The organism is Psychromarinibacter sediminicola, assembly GCF_029168335.1.
Lineage (GTDB): Bacteria > Pseudomonadota > Alphaproteobacteria > Rhodobacterales > Rhodobacteraceae > Psychromarinibacter > Psychromarinibacter sediminicola.
Genome location: NZ_JARGYC010000006.1, coordinates 26,210 through 43,037, shown reverse-complemented (window position 1 = coordinate 43,037; position 16,828 = coordinate 26,210). Strand labels below are relative to the sequence as shown.

The following is a 16,828-nucleotide window of genomic DNA, read 5'->3' as shown; positions in this document are numbered from 1 at the left end:
CCATGTCCGACTGGACCACCGATACCGAACTTTTCGCGCTGATGCGGACCGAGCTGTTCTCGGCCGTGATCGGCGACGTGATGGACAGGATGGGGCTGCGCCACCAGTTCCTGCCACCCTACCTGGCGGTTCTCGACCGCCGGATGATCATCGCCGGGCGGGCGATGACCGTGCTGGAGGCGGACGTGTTCGACGAGGCGACGGACGGCGCCAGGACCCCCCTGATGGCCAAACCCTTCGGGCTGATGTTCGAGGCGCTCGACAGCCTCGGACCCGACGACGTCTATATCTGCACCGGCGCGTCGCCGGACTACGCGCTCTGGGGCGGCCTGATGTCGACCCGCGCGCTGCACCTGAAGGCCGCGGGCGCGGTGCTCGACGGCTACGTGCGCGACAGCAACGAGATCCTCGAACTGGGCCTGCCGGTGGCCGCCCGCGGCTGCTATGCGCAGGATCAGGCGCCGCGCGGCAAGGTGCTCGACTACAACGTGCCCCTCGCCATCGGGCGGGTCCGGGTCGAGCCGGGCGACATCGTCTTCGGCGATTGCGACGGCGTGCTCTGCGTGCCCCGGGACCGCGAGCGCGAGGTCGTTGCGGCGGCGCTCGACAAGGTGCGCGGCGAAAGCGCCGTGCGCAAGGCGCTGCAGGAGGGGATGAGCACGGTCGAGGCGTTCGAGACCTTCGGGATCATGTGAATGGACCTGATCGTCGGCACCTATACCCGTCCCATCGCGGGCATGGCGGGCAACGGCGCCGGGATCTACCGCGTCCCTTTCGACGGCGGGACCGGCGCGTTCGGCCCGCCCGACCTGCTTGCCGACTGCGTGAACCCCTCCTCGCTGGTCCTGTCGCCCTGCGGCGTTGTCCTGATGGCGGGCCGCGAAGTCTTCGCCGATCACGGCCCCGCCGTGGTGTCGTTCCGCGTCTCGGCCGATGGCGGGCTGACCCCGCTGTCGCACATGCCGCTCGACGGTCAGCTCCCCTGCCATCTGGCCTTCGACCCGGCGCAGCGGCGCCTGGCCTCTGCCCAGTACTGGACCGGCGATGTCGCGATCTGCCCGGTCGCGGCGGGCGTGTTGCAGCCGCCGCGCTATCTCCGGCGCACGGGCCGCGGGCCGAATGCCGCCCGCCAGGAGGGCCCGCACGCGCATTGTGTCGCCTTCTCCGACGGCGGCGAGGTCCTGCATCTCGCCGATCTCGGGACGGACAGCCTCGTCAGCCACCGGCTCGCACCGGATGGCCGCGCGGTCGAAACCGCCGAGCTGCGCCTGCCCGCCGGATCCGGCCCGCGCCACATCGCGCTGAACCGCGCGGCCACCCGCGCCTGGGTCGTCTGCGAGTTGGACGAGACGCTCGCGCTGCTGGAGCGCGCCGGGCTCGGCTGGACCCTCTCGCGCGTCCGGCCGGGATTCGAGGTGCCACGCGGTACGGACGGCGCCGCCGCGGCCATCCGGCTCTCGCATGACGCGCGGCATGTCTACATCTCCGGCCGCAGGCAATCCTCCATCGCCGCGTTCTCCGGCGACGGGCAGCTGATCGGCCGGTTCGACACCGGCGGGCAGGGGCCGCGCGAGTTCATCGTGACGCCCGACGACGGCTGGATCGTCGTGGCCAACCAGACGAGCGACACGCTGACGAGCCTGAGGCGCGAGGCTGCGACCGGCCGGCTGGCGCTGACCGACAACGCCTGCGCCATCGGCAGCCCGGCCAGCATCGTGGTCGATGATCGGCGGGATCGCCGCGCCGCGCCGTCGCGGCGCTGATCCGCGAAGCACCGGCCGGGCCTCCGAACCGACCACGGCCGCGCTGCCGGTCAACGGGTCAGCGCCCGCCCCCCATCCGCGCATAGAGCCGCAGCGCGTGGCTCGGGTCGTCCGCCACCGCCGGCATCACCGGGTCGTAGCCCGCCCGGATGACATCCGCGATCTCCGGCCGCAGGATCACCCGCTCTCCGGCGACGGCCAGCGGCGAGCGCTCGGCAAAGGCGGTGTCCGACCACAACAGCACCGTGCGCGCCACCTGGTCCAGCGCCAGCGTCTCCGCCGGCATCTCCGACAGGGCGTCGTCCATCCTGAGGAACACGAAGGCGGCCTTGATCGCGCCGTCCGCATCGAAGCGGAACACCCGGTACTGGTTCGCGTCGTCGGCCGACAGCCGCGCCACCAGCGGCTCCAGCCCGTCGATCATCCGGCCGAGATCCGGCACCTCCAGAAGTTCCCCCCAGTCGCGGAAGAAGAACACCATCAGGTTGGCGCCCAGCTCCGGGTCGGTCTCGGCCATCTTGTGGCCGGCCAGCGCCACCACCGCCTCGCAAGCGCCCTTGACGACCTGCAGCGTCTCGTCGGTCACACCGAACACGATCGGCGCGATCGGCCGGCCCCAGCGCGCGAACAGATAGGCCCCGTCCGACCGGGTGAAAAGCGCCTGCACCTCCTCCGGCGTCATGCCCGGACCGTCCGCGGTTCTGTTAGCGGTATCTGTAGGAATATCATGCACTTGACACCCCGTCCAACCTCGGACACCCCTGGACACCTACCGCGCCCGCCCCTGCTGCGAAACCCCGCCCCGGCTTCTTCTGGTCCGAAATATCCCCGCCGGAGGCAAGCCCCGCAGGGGGCTTCATTCGAACAGGTCCGACGTCCCCGCCGGCCGCGGCGCGGCCAGCCCCAGATGCGCCCAGGCCTTGCTCGCCAGCATCCGCCCCCGCGGCGTCCGCTGGATCAGCCCCTGCTGCAGCAGGAACGGCTCGATCACCTCCTCCAGCGCGTCGCGGCTCTCCGACAGCGCCGCCGACAGGGTCTCCACCCCCACCGGTCCGCCGCCGTAATTCTCGGCGATCATCTCCAGGTATCGCCGGTCCGCCCCGTCGAGACCCAGGTGATCCACCCCCAGCCGCGTCAGCGCCCCGTCCGCGATCTCCTGCGTCAGCCGCCCATCGCCCTCCACCACGGCGAAATCCACGACCCGGCGTAGCAGCCGCCCGGCGATCCGCGGCGTCCCCCGGGCCCGCTTGGCGATCTCGGCGACGCCTTCCGGCTCCGCCTCGACCCCCAGCATCCGCGCACCGCGCGCCACGATCTCGCCCAGCTCGCCGGCCGAGTAGAACTGCAGCCGCACGGGAATCCCGAACCGGTCCCGCAGCGGCGTCGTCAACAGCCCCAGCCGCGTCGTCGCCCCCACCAGTGTGAAGGGCTGCAGCTCGATCCGGACGGTCCGCGCCGCCGGCCCCTCCCCGATCACCAGGTCCAGCTCGAAATCCTCCAGCGCCGGATACAGCACCTCCTCGACCACCGGGTTCAGCCGGTGGATCTCGTCGATGAACAGCACGTCGCGGGCTTCCAGGTTGGTCAGGATCGCCGCCAGGTCGCCCGCCTTCGCCAGCACCGGGCCGGAGGTCATCCGGAAGTTCACCCCCAGCTCCCGCGCGATGATCTGCGCCAGCGTCGTCTTCCCCAGCCCCGGCGGGCCGAAGAACAGCGCGTGGTCCATCGCCTCGCCCCGCTTGCGGGCGCTCTCGATGAAGACCTTCAGGTTCGCCCGCGCCTCCGCCTGGCCGATGAACTCGTCCAGCATCTGCGGCCGCAGCGCCCGGTCCACATCCTCGGGCCGCCGCTCGGGGCGCAGGGTCGGGTCCGGCTCGGTCATCGCGTCACTCCTTCGGCGCCAGCAGGCGGAGCGCGGCGCGGATCAGGGCGGCGGTCTCGGTCTCGCTTTGCGCCGCCTCGGCGACCGCGCCGGCCGCCTCGCCGGGGCCGTAGCCCAGGTTCGACAGGGCGCTCAAGGCCTCGGCCTGCGCCGCCGCGCTGCCCTCGGACCGGGGCGGGGCAGGGCGCGGGGCCGGGCCGGCGGGAGCGGCGGCGGCGCCGGGCTCGATCACCTCGGCCGGGGCCGCGGGCTCGGCTGGCAGGGCGCCGCCCATCGCCATGACCGCCGGGGCCTTGTCCTTCAGCTCGTTCACCACGCGCTGGGCGATCTTCGGGCCGACGCCCGGCGCCGCCTTGATCGCGGTCCAGTCGCCCAGCGAGATCGCCCGGCCCACGCCCTCGGGCCCGAGCGCGCCGAGGATCGCCATCGACGCCTTCGCGCCGATCCCCTGTACCGTCATCAGCAGGCGATGCCACTCCTTCTCCACCGGCGAGGTGAAGCCGAAGAGCTGCAACAGGTCCTCGCGCACCAGAAGGTCGGTATAGAGCGCCACCGCCTCGCCGGGGCCGGGCAGGGCGGCCATGGTCCGGTCGGAGACATGCACGACATAGCCGACGCCGCCCACGTCGATCAGCACGTGGTCCGGCCCGCGATAGTCGAGCCGCCCCGCCAGCCGCCCGATCATGCGACGCCCCGCGCCGCCCGGCCGCCGCGCGCGCCCCGCAGCGCCGCCTCCAGCCGGCCGGCCGTTTGCGCGTGATGGGCGTGACACAGCGCGATGGCCAGCGCGTCGGCCGCGTCCGGCCCGGCGATCTCGATCCCCGGAAGCTGCATGCGCACCATATGATCCACCTGCCGCTTGTCGGCGTGGCCGACCCCCACCACCGTCTTCTTCACCGTGTTGGGCGCGTATTCGCCCACCGGCAGCCCGGCCTGCGCCGGGACCAGCATGGCAATGCCGCGCGCCTGGCCCAGCTTCAGCGTGCCGGCGCCGTCCTTGTTGACGAAGGTCTGTTCCACGGCGGCGCTGGCCGGGGCGAAGCGCGCCACGATCTCGCTGAGCTGCGCGTGAAGGCTGAGCAGCCGGGCGGGCAGGTCGGCGCCCTCGGACCGGCAGACGCCGTTCGCGACATGGCCGAATCGCGTGCCCGACACCTCGATCACGCCCCAGCCCATGGCCCGAAGACCGGGGTCGATCCCCAAAACGCGCATTCGCCTCACCTGCCCGATCAATTGTTTGAAACAACTTAGCACGAAACGCGAACATCCGCCAAGCCCGCCCCGCCAGGCCGCGTCGCGGAAATGCCACGAACCTTGGCCGTTCGCGCCATCTCCGGGTTCGGATGCGACATTCCATCGCCGCCGATCATCGCTTTGATGACGGCCGTTCATAGAATGCCGAAGTTATGCGCAATTTGCATAGAACCCATGCAAATTCCCGTCTTGCCAGCGTCATTTCGGCTCTCTAGGTGCGCCGCACGACGCCAGGACCGCGCCGCTACCGAAACGCCCATTGAAGGAAGACACCAATGGCTCTCTACGACTCCGCCCGCCCGTCGGTCGTCGGCCACGCTCCGCGTCCGAACGGCCTGTTTGGTCAATTCGTCGGCATGTACGCCGCCTGGAATGGCAACAACGCCCAGCCGATCGGCTACGGCCGCACGACGCCGCGCAGCCAGGGCCTGTTCGCCGACCTCGTCGGCCGCCTTGCCGCCTGGAACGATGCGCGTGTGACCCGCAACGCGCTGACCCGGCTCAGCGACCACGAACTGGACGATCTCGGCCTGACCCGGAACGACATCGACGTCATCGCCCGCCGGGCCCGTTACTGACCCTGCCACCGCTCAAGGCAGAAGGGCCGCGTCCCAGCCCGGGAGGCGGCCCTTTTCTTTTGCGGTCGCGGTCTCTGGTCAGAGCGCGAAGCGGATCATGTCGGCGATGTAGAGCGTCACCGGGTCCAGCGCCATCGCCTTGCCGGCCAGCCGTTCCAGGAGCGCGCCATCGGCCAGCGCCTCCATCTTCGCGGTATAGGCGAGGGCGCCCATCTGCAGAAACAGGAAGAGGCGGAAGGCGAAGACCGCCAGCGCGAACTGAACGAACTTGGCCACCGGCAGTTTGCGGCGGTGCGGCTTGCGGCGCGCGAGTTCAAGCCCGTCGTGATTGAAGCTCTGGACCGAGCTACTTCGTGCAGGGGCGAATCTGGCGGTTTTCATCAGTGTAACAGCCTGACTGGTTATCTCGTTGTCTCTGTTCGGTCCGAGGGGGCGCGATCGAACGGGGTGAAATTCGTGCCGAAATGGGGCGACATTGTGGCGGGAAATGGCGATCTGCCGATTTCGTGCCTTATTTGAACTAAAGTATAGGCTCGCCCGAAATTGCCGTGAAACAATGAAAAGATGACGTCGCGTTCTGTTTCTGCCCGCACGGGAAATCCACGATTCGTCCGGGGGCGGCCGGCGGGGCGTTGGAAAAAGGACCGCGTCGCATCCGCGGCGCGGCCCAGTTTGAACGAAGAGAGTCGTCGAGAATTCCCACGATCAGCCCCGCGGCGGTCGCGCCGCGATCGTCGCGCGCCTTGGCTCCGGACCTGCGCCAAGCGCGAAAAGCGCGAGCGTGGCGGTCACGAGGGTCAGGGCGCTGGCGGCGGTCATGTCGGCGATCTTGTCCTTGGGGCGTCTCGTAAGGGGCATGATTTGACCCGAATGTGTCAGCAATTGGGCGCTTTGACGGGATTGGCAGGAAATCGCCCTATTTCTCTGCGGCGCGGGTCAGCGTCAGCGTCGTCCAGTCGACGATGTCGGTGCGGTCGTCCAGAGCGAAACCCGCGTCGCGATACACGGCGATCACCTCGTCGGCCTGCGGCGTCAGGATGCCCGACAGGATCACGGTGCCGCCCGGCGCGGTGGCCGCCGCGATCTCCGGCGCCAGCATGATCAGCGGGCCCTTCAGGATGTTGGCGAAGACGAGGTCGAAGGGCGCGGCGGCGGCGAGCGCGGGATGGTCGAGCCCCGCGGCCTCGTGGCATTCCACGGCGCCCGCCATGCCGTTCGCGGCGAGGTTCGCCTCGGCCACCTCCACCGCGACCGGGTCGATGTCGCTGGCCAGCACCTGCGCCCCGGGCCACACGCGCGCCGCGGCCATCGCCAGGACGGCGGTGCCGCAGCCCAGGTCCAGCACGCGGCCCGGCGTCAGCCCCGCATCGACCAGCCGGTCGAGCGCCCTGAGGCAGCCCAGCGTGGTGCCGTGGTGGCCGGTGCCGAAGGCCATGGCGGCCTCGATCAGCAGCGCGATGGACCCTTCGGGCACGCGGTCGGCGTCGTGGCTGCCGTAGACGAAGAAGCGCCCGGCCTCCACCGGCGCCAGCTCGCGCCGGACCTTGGCGACCCAGTCAGTTTCCGGCAGTTCGGACACCACGAATTCTCCCGCGCCGAAGGTGGCGGAGAGCAGGGAGAGGCCGATCGGGTCGGGGGTTTCGGTGAAATAACCGCCGACTTCCCAGAGGCCCGAGCCGTCCTCGATCTCGAAGACACCGACACCGGTCGGTTCGGGGTCGAGGCTCTCCATCGCCTCGCCGAGCGCCTCGGCGCGGTCGCGGCCTTTCAGGGTGGTCAGTGCGGTGAACGTGGTCATGGCGCCCTATAGCGGGCTTGCCGGGACGCCTGCAACTGGGTTCCGGACGCCGGAACGGCGCCCGGACAGAGGATCACACGGCCACCCCGACCGGGCAGGTCACGCCGGTGCCGCCCAGCCCGCAATAGCCGCCGGGGGTCTTGGCGAGGTACTGCTGGTGGTAGTCCTCGGCGAAGTAGAATTCGGGCGCGGGCAGGATCTCGGTGGTGATCTCGCCATAGCCCGCCTGTTTCAACCGCGGGGCGAAGGCGGCCTTCGTCCGCTCGGCCGCCGCGCGCTGGTCCTCGGTGAACGTATAGATGCCGGAGCGGTACTGCGTGCCGATGTCGTTGCCCTGGCGCATCCCCTGCGTCGGGTCGTGGCCCTCCCAGAAGGTGCGCAGCAGCTCGTCGTAGGAGATGACGGAGGGGTCGTAGACCACGCGCACCACCTCGTTATGGCCGGTCCGGCCGGTGCAGACCTCTTCGTAGGTCGGGTTCGGGGTATGGCCGCCGGCATAGCCCGCGGCGGTGTTCCAGACGCCGTCGCGCTTCCAGAACATCCGCTCGACGCCCCAGAAACAGCCCATGCCGAAGATCGCCTCTTCCATGCCCTCGGGGACCGGCGCCTTCAGCGGGCGGTCGAACACGTAATGGGTCTCGGCCGTGGGGATCGGCGTCTCCCGCCCGGGCAGGGCGTCGCCAGGGGCGACCATCTCGGCCTTGTTGCGCTTCAGCATGAACATCGCGTCTCTCCCTTTGTCCTGGGCAGGATATAGGGGCTGGGGCGGTGGTCTACCACCTGTTGCCGTCCCGGGCGCGCAACAGGATTTTCCAGAAAATCCTGCCACGTCAAAATCTTCCAGAAGATTTTGCCGGCCACGATCTTCTGGAAGATCGTGCGCCGCCGGGCCTATTCCGCCGGGGCGGCGGTCAGACGGTCCTGGAACACGGTCTCGTGTCCCGGCGCCGGGTGGCGCGGGACCATCAGCGCGAGCGCCAGCGAGGTCGCCGCCATGGCGGCGGCCAGGATGAACACCCCGCCCGGCGACACGATCCACAGGTAGCCCAGCAGCGCCGGCAGGAACACCGCCGCGATGTGGTTGATGGTGAAGGCCACGGCGGCGGTGGGCGCGATATCGCCGGGATCGGCGATCTTCTGGAAGTAGGTGCGCAGCGCGATGACCAGCAGGTAGAACACGTGGTCCAGCACGTAGAGCGCCGCGGCCAGCACCACGCCCCAGCCGAACCAGTAGATGCCGCCATAGGCCAGGAAGATGCAGATCAGCCCGGCATATTCGAAGATCAGCGCCCGCCGCTCGCCCCAGAGTGTCACCGCCCGGCCCATCAGCGGGGCCGCCACCATGTTGGCGACGAAGTTGATCAGGAACAGCGCCGTGACCTCGTGCACCTCGAAGCCGAAGCGCTCGACCATCATGAAGGCGGCGAAGACCACGAAGATCTGCCGCCGCGCGCCCGACATGAACTGCAGCGCGTAGTACAGCCAGTAGCGCCGGCGCAGCACCATCCTCTTGGACTGCGGGTGCGGCGCCTCGAATTGCGGGTAGGCCAGCAGGCAAAGCACCGCGATGGCCGCCGTGATCCCGCCCGAGGTCAGGTAGACGAAGCTGTAGGACAGATCGAACGTCTTCCACGTCACCACCAGCAGCCCGTAGGCCAGAAGCGACGCGGCCGATCCCATGGCGAGAATCCAGCCCAGCACCTGCGGCGCGCGCTTCTTGTCGACCCATTGCAGCTGCAGCGACTGGTTGACCGTCTCGTAGTAGTGAAAGCCGATCGAGCTGAGCATCGTGACGGTCAGAAGGCCCCCCAGGCTGGGAAACCAGGCGGTGACGGCGGTGGCGGCGCCCAGCAGGATCAGCGACACGATCCCCAGCACCTGCTCGCGGATCACCATGATCAGCGCGATGGCCCCGATGGCGAAGAAGCCGGGGATCTCGCGCACCGTGTGCAGCCAGCCGATCTCGACCCCGGTGAAGTCCGCGACCTCGATGACGAAGTTGTTCAACAGCGCCGACCACGTGGCAAAGGCGATCGGCATGGCGAAGGCCATCAGCAACAAAAGCGTCACGGGCCGCTGCCAGAGCGGCAGGTGTGCCGCGGCGTCGAGGGGCAGGATACGTGCCATGAGCATGCAATAGGCCGAAGCGGCGCGGTGTGCGAGGGGAAATGCGCGTCAGCCGAGCCGCGCGACGGCGGCCCCGGTCTCCTCGACCAGCCGCGCCACCAGGTCGGCGGCCGGCATCTCGCGCGCCAGCGCTCCGGCCTGGCCGTAAAGCCGGAAATGCACCGCCTCGTCGCCCGCCTCGGCCGAGGCCGCCAGGAGCGGCCGGGTCAGCGAGTAGGGCGAGGGGAAGAGCGGCATGTCCGCCCCGGCCTCGGCCATCGCGTCGGCGAAGGCGCTGCGCCGCCCGCGCGCGGCGCGGCCCGAGACGGCGGCGGTGAAGACCGTGTCGCTGTCGCGGGTCGTCGCCAGTTCCGCGCGGCGGGTCGCATCCGTCGCCGCCTCCGGACAGCGCAGGAAAGCGGTGCCGATCTGCACCCCCGCCGCCCCCAGCGCCAGCGCCGCCGCGATGCCGCGCCCGTCGGCGATGCCGCCCGCGGCGATCACCGGCACCCGCACCGCGTCGACCACCTGCGGCACCAGCGCCAGCGTGCCCACGCCGTCCCCCGGCGCGGTGGGGGCGTGGCTGCCGCGATGCCCGCCCGCCTCGTAGCCCTGCGCGACGATGGCGTCGACGCCCGCCGCCTCCAGTGCCCGCGCCTCGGCCACCGTGGTCGCGGTGGAGATCACCAGGATGCCGGCGTCCTTCAGCGCCGCCATCGCCTCCGCCTCCGGCAAGCCGAAGTGAAAACTCGCCACGGCGGGCCGCAGCCGCAGCGTCAGCTCCAGCCGCTCGGGACCGAAGCCGGGCGGCACGTCGGGCAGCTCCGCCGGCGGCGCCCCCAGCCCGTAGCGGTCGTACCAGGGGCGCAGCTTTTCCACGGCCCGCGCGACCGCCTGCGCGTCCTGCGCCCCGCCGGCATGGGCGAAGAAGTTCAGGTTGACGGGCCGGTTGCTGAGTCCGCGATAGCGCTCCACCATCCCGGTGACGGCGTCACCGTCCAGCATCCCCGTGCCCATGGCGCCCAGCCCCCCGGCCGCACCGACCGCCGCCGCCAGGTCGGGCGAATCCGAGCCGACCATCGGCGATTGCAGGATGGGATGCGCGATGCCGAACAGCTCGCAAAGACGGGGATCGGGCCACATGGGGCGCAGCATAGGCGGGAACGGGCCCGCATGACCAGCCCGCGCGAGGAGGCCCGCACGGGCCGCCGAGCGGTCAGCCGGGCACCGGCATCATCGTGCCCTGCAACAGCGCCACCTGCACCTCGCGCCCGTCCGCCTCGGCCCAGACCTCCGCGGTGACGATCGTCAGGCGGCGGCCCGGCCGGATCACCCGGCCGCGCCCGATCAGCCGCTCGCCGGCGGCCGGCGCCAGCAGGTTGATCTTCATCTCCGCCGTCAGCACCTCGTCGGCCTCCTCCATCAGCGTCAGCGCCGCGAAGCCGGCCGAGGTGTCGCCCAGCGCGAAGGTGACGGCCGCGTGGGCATAGCCGTGATGCTGGCGCATCCGGTCGGGAAACGGCGCCGCGATCTTGCAGCGCCCCGGCGCCAGGTCGGTCATCTCGGCCGACAGCGCCTGCATCATCCCCTGCCTGCCGAAGGTGGTGCGCACCTTCTCCGCCCAGCCGTCGAAGCGCGGAGTCATGCCGCGCCCCGCGGCATCGGGATCTCCACCGTGAAGCCGCCCGTCAGGATCGCCATCGCCTCGCGCCGCATCAGCCCGCACAACTCCGGCGCGGTGGAGCGCAGCCCGCCGGTATAGGTGCCGAAGGCGGGCAGGATCACCCGGTCGCTGTCATAGAGGAAACAGGGCCGCGACACCTGCCGCCCGCGCGCGTTCAGCGTCGCCTTGGGGTGGTAATGCCCCGAGACCTCGCCGCTGGCGCTGTCCCGCGCGATGTGGCGAAAGGTCAGCGGCGGCTCGTGCAACTCGCCCATATGCGTCCCGCCCAGCGTCACCGGCCCCGGATCGTGATTGCCCTCGATCCAGACCCAGCGGCGCCCGGCCATCAGCCGCGACAGCCACAGGATCTCGGCCTCCGTCAGCCCGCCCTGCGCCGCGTCGTCGTCGAAGCTGTCGCCGAGGCAGATCACGGCCCGCGGATCACGCCGTGCGATCTCGTCGTCCAGCCGGTGCAGCGTGTCCTGCGTCTCGTAGGGCGGCAGCATCGGGCCGCCGCGCCGGGCCATGCGTTCCGACTTGCCCAGATGCAGGTCCGACACGACCATCAGCGACCGGTCCGGCCACCACAGCGCCCCCGAGCCGCAGGCGACCAGGTCGGCGCCGGCCAGGGTGAAGGGGGTTTCGTTCCTTATATGTTCCGCTCGCATCGCCTTCAGGTAGACGTCAGAGCGCCGCGCAGGTCAATAGGGAACCCGCCAGCTCTTGCGCGGCGCGGGCGGCGGCTCGTCCAGTCCTGCGGCCTGCATCAGCCGCGCCGCCTCTTCCTCCACCAGCCGCTCGGTGGCCTGCCCCTCGATCGGCACCTTTCCCACCTCCAGGAACAGCGGCGCGGCCAGCGGGGTCACGCGGTCGAGGTCGACATGGTCGATACGGCCCTCCGTCCGTGCCAGCATCTCCTCGATCCGGCCGTAATCCACCAGCCCCTTCAGCGCCTCCTCCCGCGTGATGTCCAAGAGCAGATGGCCTGGATCATAACGGCGCAGCGTGTCGTAGAGGATGTCGGAGGAGAACGTCGCCTGCTTGCCGGTCTTGCGCTGGCCGCCGGTCTTGCGGTCGATCAGCCCCGCGATCACGGCCGAGGCCTTGAACGTCCGCTTCATCACCGCGTTGCCGCCCAGCCAGGTCTCGAACGCCTCGCGCAGATCGCCCGGCTCGAACAGCGGCGCGGGGTGGCGCAGACGCTCCAGCCCCCAGATCAGCACCGCGTAATCCGACGACACGAAGCCCAGCGGGTGCAGCCCCAGCTCCTCCATCCGCTGGGTCAGCAACAGCCCCAGCGTCTGCATCGCGTTGCGCCCGGCGAAGCCGTAGATGCAGGCATGCTGGCGGCCCTCGAAGGGAAAGGTCTCCACCAGCAGCCGGTCGGCATCGGGCAGCTGCGACACCGCGCGCTGCAGCGCCAGCCATTCGGCGGTGTGGGGCGGCAGCTCGGGCCAGGCCTTTTGCCGGAACATCGCCAGGATGCGGTGCGACAGCTGGGTCGAGGTGGCGAACTTGGTGCCCATGAAGGTGGCGATCTTGGGCTTCCGGGTCGGGCTGCGCGTGACCTCGACCGTCATCTCGCGCAAGGCCTCGTAGCGCACGATCCGCCCGCCGATCAGGAAGGTGTCCCCGGGCGTCAGCGAGGCGGCGAAGCCCTCCTCGATCTCGCCCAGCGGCGTGCCGCGGCCGCGCATCCGCACCTTCAAGAGGTCGCTGTCCTGGATCGTGCCGATGTTCATCCGGATCTGCCGCGCCGCGCGCGGGTCGCGCAGCTGCCACAGTCCGTCCTCGCGCCGCTTCAGCCGCTGCCAGCGGTCGTAGGCGCGCAGCGCATAGCCCCCGGTGGCCACGAAATCGAGGCACTCGTCGAACTGCGCCCGGCTCAGCGCGGCATAGGGCCCGGCCGTCGTGACCTCGGCGAACAGCGCGTCGGCGTCCACCGGCCCGGCGCAGGCGGCGATCAGGATCTGCTGGCACAGCACGTCCCGCGGCCCCGGCCCGCGCGGCTCGCCGTCCAACTCGCGCGCCTTCGCCGCCTGCAGCGCGGCCACGCATTCCACCACCTCGAAGCGGTTCGCGGGCACCAAGAGCGCCTTGGACGGCGCGTTGTAGCGGTGGTTCGCCCGCCCGATCCGCTGGATCAGCCGCTTGACGTTCTTCGGCGCGCCGACCTGGATGATCAGGTCCACGTCGCCCCAGTCGATGCCCAGATCCAGCGTCCCGGTGCAGACGATGGCGCGCAGCTCGCCCGCCACCATCGCCGCCTCGACCTTCTGCCGCTGTTCGCGCGCGAGAGAGCCGTGGTGGATGCCGATCGGCAGATCGTCCTCGTTCGCCAGCCACAGGTTGTGAAAGAAGATCTCCGCCTGCGCCCGCGTGTTGTGGAAGATCAGCGTCGTCCGGTGCCGCCGCACCTGGTCCAGCACCGCCGGGATCGCATAGGCGCCGCCGCCGCCGGACCAGGGCGGTTTCTCCGCGGTCTCCAGCATGCGGATGTCGGCGTCCGGGCCGGGATCGGCGTGCAGGATGTCGCAGGGATCGGGGTGCCGGGCCAGGAGCGTCGCGATGGCGGCCGGGTCCTCGACCGTCGCCGACAACCCGACGCGGCGCAGGTCGGGGCACATGGAGTGCAGCCGCGCGAGCCCCAGCATCAGCTGGTCGCCGCGCTTGGATTCGGCCAGCGCATGGATCTCGTCGACGATCACCCGCCGCAGCCCGGCGAACATGCGCGGCGCGTCCTCGTAGCTCAGGAGCAGCGCCAGGCTTTCCGGCGTGGTCAGCAGGATATGCGGTGGGTCGGCGCGCTGGCGCTTCTTCTGCGTCGCCGGGGTGTCGCCGGTCCGGTCCTCGACCCGGATCGACAGACCCATCTCCGAGATCGGGGCGCCGAGGTTCCGGCGGATGTCGGCCGCCAGCGCCTTCAGCGGCGAGACATAAAGGGTATGAAGCCCCTGGTGCGCCCTCTCCGCCAGCTCCACGAGAGACGGCAGGAACCCCGCCAGCGTCTTGCCGCCCCCGGTGGGCGCGATCAGCAACAGCGCCGGCGCGGCGGCGCGGTCCAGCATCGCCTGCTGGTGCGGGTGGATCTGCCAGCCGCGGGTGGCGAACCAGTCGGAAAAGGCCGGGGGCAGGGCGGTCATGCCGTGTACCTAGTGGCGGCCGGCAAATCCTTCTAGAAGGATTTGCCGCGCACGATCTTCTAGAAGATCGTGTTTCCCGTTTTCTTCTTGAAGAAAACGCCCCGCCGGCCCCGGCTCACCCCGCGCAGCGGCGGTTCAGCTGATCCGCGATCTCGGCCACCTCGTCGGCGAAGCGGTCCGGCCCGACGCCGTGCGCCTCGTCGGTCCAGGCGACGAAGCGTTCGAGCAGCGGCACGAAGGTGCGGCGCTCTTCCTCGGTCCAGCCGGACAGGAATTCGCCCATCACCAGGAACTTGAACCGGCGGACGGCCGCCACGATGGCGTGGCCGCGCTCGGTCAGTTCGACGATGGTGCGGCGCGCGTCCTCCTGGCTGACCGCGCGGCGGGCCAGGCCCTTGCCGATCAGCTCGCTCACCAGCCGCGAGGCGCGCGACGGGTCGATCCGCAGCCTTGCGGCCACGGTGGCCACCATCGTCTCGGCCTCCTTGTCGGGACCGAACTCGTTCGACGGCCCCCAGATCGCGATCAGCACGTCGAGCTGCGCAAGGTCGATCTCGGCGTCCAGCCCGAAGGCCCGCAGCGCCGCGGTTCCCAGTTCGCGCTTGTTCATCCGGCGACGCCATGCCTGCAGGGCGGCGTCGATCTCCAGCGCCGCATCCGTGACATCGCGCCCGATCCCGGCGGATTCCAGGAACTCGGCAATCGCATCATCGCGTGACGTTATCGTTTCGCCCTCCTGCAAGACTCGCCGAGCCTTCCCCGACACCACGCCCGGTGTTCGCGGCAGCATACGCGGTTTGTCCGGATTTTCCAATACGTGCTATTGACATGTATTTGCTGTTGGCACAAATATCTCCCTGTCGGCGGTCGCGGGGCCGGGTCTGGCCCCGGGGCATCGTGCGCCGACCGTGTTTCGAGGATGTCTGCATGTCACAGCCCATGGATCATACGCCCCCGGAGGGCGTGGACCGCGCCCGTTTCAGGCTGGTCTTCCTGGCCATCGCCTCCGTCCTGTTCCTGGCCTCTCTGGGCCAGACGGTCGTCACCACGGCGCTGCCGATCATCGTGGGCGAGCTCGGCGGGCTGGACCAGATCGCCTGGGTGATCACCGCCTATCTGGCGGCGGCGACCGTCGCGGCGCCGGTCTTCGGCAAGCTGGGCGATCTTTACGGGCGCAAGCGGATCCTGCAGGTCGGGATCGGGGTGTTCCTGCTGGGCTCGCTGATCTCGGCGCTGTCGCCGAACATCTGGGTGCTGGTCGCCGGCCGCTTCGTGCAGGGCGCGGGGGGCGGCGGGCTGATCGTGGTGTCGATGGCCACCATCGCCGATGTCGTCCCGCCCCGCCAGCGCGGCAAGTACCAGGGGCTGATGGGCGCCGTGTTCGGCGTCTCCACCGTGGTCGGGCCGCTCGCGGGCGGCTTCATCGTGCAGCATCTCCACTGGAGCTGGATGTTCCTTGCCAACCTGCCGCTGGGCCTTCTGGCCTTCGGCATCATCGCCGCCGTGCTGGACGGCCTCCCGCCGCGCCGGATTCCGGTGCTCGACTATGCCGGCGCGGTCCTGTTGACGGTCTCCCTCTCCCTGGCCGTCATCATCGCCAGCACGGGCGGCGACCTCGTCCCCTGGACGAGCCCGGTGATGTGGGCCCTGATCGCGGCGCTGGTCGCGGCGTTCGGGGCCTTCATCGCCGCGGAGCGGCGGGCGGCCGAGCCGATCCTGCCCCTGGAGCTGTTCCGGGTGAACAACTTCGTCGTGTCGAACACGGTGGGGCTGATCACCGGGGTGGCGATGTTCGGGACGATCACCTTCCTGCCGATGTTCATGCAGGTGGTGAAGGGGCTGTCGCCGGCCATGTCGGGGCTGTTCATCTTCCCGATGATGCTGGGGATGATCACGGCCTCGGCGACGGCGGGGCAGATCATGTCGCGGACGGGGAAGTACCGGATGCTGCCGGTCTGGTCGACGATGCTGCTGGCGGTGGCGATGGGGCTGATGGCCTCGCTGACGACGGGCACGCCGAACGGGCTGATCGCGGCCTACACGGCGATGGCGGGGATCGGGATCGGGCCGGTGATGGGCGTCGGCGTCACGGCGATCCAGAACGCGGTGCCGGTGGGCATGGTGGGCGTGGGCACGGCCTCGGCCAACATGTTCCGGCTGATCGGGGGCTCGCTGGGCACGGCGATCTTCGGGGCGATCTTCGCCTACGGGCTGACGCGCGAGCTGGGCGGCGTGCTGGGCGGGGCGAACCCGCGGGGGCTGTCGGCGCAGACCATCGCCGGGATGGACCCAGCGGTGCAGGCGCGGGTGGCCGAGGGCATCGCCCAGGCCCTGCAGCCGGTCTTCCTGATCGGAGCGGTGATGGCCTGCCTGGCCTGCCTGGTGGCGCTGATGATGGTGGAGCTGCCGCTGTCGGACCGGATGCCGGAGGAGGCCCGCCACCCGGCGGAATAGGGGGTGTCCGAGGGTGTCCAAGGTTGGACACCTATCTAACCTTCTGTAATCTTTGCCGATAGCGGTAACAGGACTTGGCCCGGACATATTACGCAACACTGCTTCCTCGGCATTGCCGAATAGCGGCTCAGGCCGAACGGAACGCCGTGCAGCGCCGCCTCTCGGCGATTGCTCTGCAATCGCCTGT

The 16,828-nt window shown here is 70.2% G+C and carries 17 protein-coding genes; 4 read left to right on the top strand and 13 right to left on the bottom strand.

The features are described from left to right. Positions 1-2 precede the first annotated feature (2 nt). The gene (locus tag P1J78_RS03680; RefSeq protein WP_275565970.1) at positions 3-695 is read left to right on the top strand and encodes an RraA family protein; all 693 of its coding nucleotides are present in this window, start codon (positions 3-5) and stop codon (positions 693-695) included. Further along, positions 696-1,763, top strand: coding sequence for a lactonase family protein (locus tag P1J78_RS03675; protein ID WP_275565969.1), 1,068 nt, complete (start codon positions 696-698; stop codon positions 1,761-1,763). A gap of 58 nt (positions 1,764-1,821) precedes the next feature. Here P1J78_RS03675 and P1J78_RS03670 read toward each other — a convergent pair whose 3' ends face one another. From P1J78_RS03670 to ruvC, 4 genes are all read right to left on the bottom strand, one after another. Then, positions 1,822-2,445, bottom strand: a complete 624-nt coding sequence (locus P1J78_RS03670) for a hypothetical protein (protein WP_275565968.1) — start codon at positions 2,443-2,445, stop codon at positions 1,822-1,824. Between the two features lie 174 nt (positions 2,446-2,619). Continuing rightward, positions 2,620-3,645 carry a Holliday junction branch migration DNA helicase RuvB gene (gene ruvB / locus P1J78_RS03665; protein ID WP_275565967.1) on the bottom strand — a complete coding sequence of 342 codons (1,026 nt, stop codon included), beginning with the start codon at positions 3,643-3,645 and terminating at the stop codon, positions 2,620-2,622. 4 nt (positions 3,646-3,649) lie between these two features. Next, positions 3,650-4,330, bottom strand: coding sequence for a Holliday junction branch migration protein RuvA (ruvA, locus tag P1J78_RS03660; RefSeq protein WP_275565966.1), 681 nt, complete (start codon positions 4,328-4,330; stop codon positions 3,650-3,652). Further along, the gene (ruvC, locus tag P1J78_RS03655; RefSeq protein ID WP_275565965.1) at positions 4,327-4,857 is read right to left on the bottom strand and encodes a crossover junction endodeoxyribonuclease RuvC; all 531 of its coding nucleotides are present in this window, start codon (positions 4,855-4,857) and stop codon (positions 4,327-4,329) included. Before ruvC ends, ruvA begins: the two co-directional genes overlap by 4 nt. 317 nt (positions 4,858-5,174) lie before the next feature. Here ruvC and P1J78_RS25425 point away from each other — a divergent pair, with 317 nt between their 5' ends. After that, positions 5,175-5,477 (top strand): DUF1127 domain-containing protein, encoded by a 303-nt coding sequence (locus P1J78_RS25425; RefSeq protein ID WP_374213153.1) that lies wholly within the window; start codon positions 5,175-5,177, stop codon positions 5,475-5,477. A gap of 78 nt (positions 5,478-5,555) precedes the next feature. On the opposite strand, the gene P1J78_RS03645 is transcribed toward P1J78_RS25425, so the two are convergent. The 9 genes from P1J78_RS03645 to P1J78_RS03605 all read right to left on the bottom strand — a co-directional run bounded on the left by P1J78_RS03645 (position 5,556) and on the right by P1J78_RS03605 (position 14,929). Then, on the bottom strand, positions 5,556-5,858 hold the full coding sequence (locus P1J78_RS03645) for a hypothetical protein (RefSeq protein ID WP_275565964.1): 303 nt from the start codon (positions 5,856-5,858) through the stop codon (positions 5,556-5,558). Positions 5,859-6,393: 535 nt separating this feature from the next. Continuing rightward, a complete protein-coding gene (locus P1J78_RS03640; RefSeq protein WP_275565963.1) occupies positions 6,394-7,275 on the bottom strand; it encodes a 50S ribosomal protein L11 methyltransferase in 882 nt (293 codons plus the stop codon). A 73-nt stretch (positions 7,276-7,348) separates the two neighbouring features. Continuing rightward, complete coding sequence (gene msrA / locus P1J78_RS03635; RefSeq protein ID WP_275565962.1) at positions 7,349-7,999, bottom strand: peptide-methionine (S)-S-oxide reductase MsrA; 651 nt, start codon at positions 7,997-7,999, stop codon at positions 7,349-7,351. A 167-nt stretch (positions 8,000-8,166) separates the two neighbouring features. Further along, positions 8,167-9,402, bottom strand: a complete 1,236-nt coding sequence (locus tag P1J78_RS03630) for an MFS transporter (protein ID WP_275566036.1) — start codon at positions 9,400-9,402, stop codon at positions 8,167-8,169. Positions 9,403-9,450: 48 nt separating this feature from the next. Continuing rightward, positions 9,451-10,524 (bottom strand): NAD(P)H-dependent flavin oxidoreductase, encoded by a 1,074-nt coding sequence (locus P1J78_RS03625; RefSeq protein WP_275565961.1) that lies wholly within the window; start codon positions 10,522-10,524, stop codon positions 9,451-9,453. 73 nt (positions 10,525-10,597) lie between these two features. After that, the gene (locus tag P1J78_RS03620) at positions 10,598-11,026 is read right to left on the bottom strand and encodes a PaaI family thioesterase (RefSeq protein WP_275565960.1); all 429 of its coding nucleotides are present in this window, start codon (positions 11,024-11,026) and stop codon (positions 10,598-10,600) included. Beyond that, positions 11,023-11,712, bottom strand: coding sequence for a ligase-associated DNA damage response endonuclease PdeM (gene pdeM / locus P1J78_RS03615; RefSeq protein WP_275565959.1), 690 nt, complete (start codon positions 11,710-11,712; stop codon positions 11,023-11,025). The genes P1J78_RS03620 and pdeM overlap by 4 nt, the downstream gene beginning before the upstream one ends. 33 nt (positions 11,713-11,745) lie before the next feature. Further along, positions 11,746-14,187, bottom strand: a complete 2,442-nt coding sequence (locus P1J78_RS03610; protein WP_275565958.1) for a ligase-associated DNA damage response DEXH box helicase — start codon at positions 14,185-14,187, stop codon at positions 11,746-11,748. A gap of 115 nt (positions 14,188-14,302) precedes the next feature. Beyond that, complete coding sequence (locus P1J78_RS03605) at positions 14,303-14,929, bottom strand: MarR family winged helix-turn-helix transcriptional regulator (RefSeq protein WP_275565957.1); 627 nt, start codon at positions 14,927-14,929, stop codon at positions 14,303-14,305. A gap of 197 nt (positions 14,930-15,126) precedes the next feature. Here P1J78_RS03605 and P1J78_RS03600 point away from each other — a divergent pair, with 197 nt between their 5' ends. Then, the gene (locus tag P1J78_RS03600; protein WP_275565956.1) at positions 15,127-16,641 is read left to right on the top strand and encodes an MDR family MFS transporter; all 1,515 of its coding nucleotides are present in this window, start codon (positions 15,127-15,129) and stop codon (positions 16,639-16,641) included. The last annotated feature ends 187 nt before the right edge of the window (positions 16,642-16,828 follow it).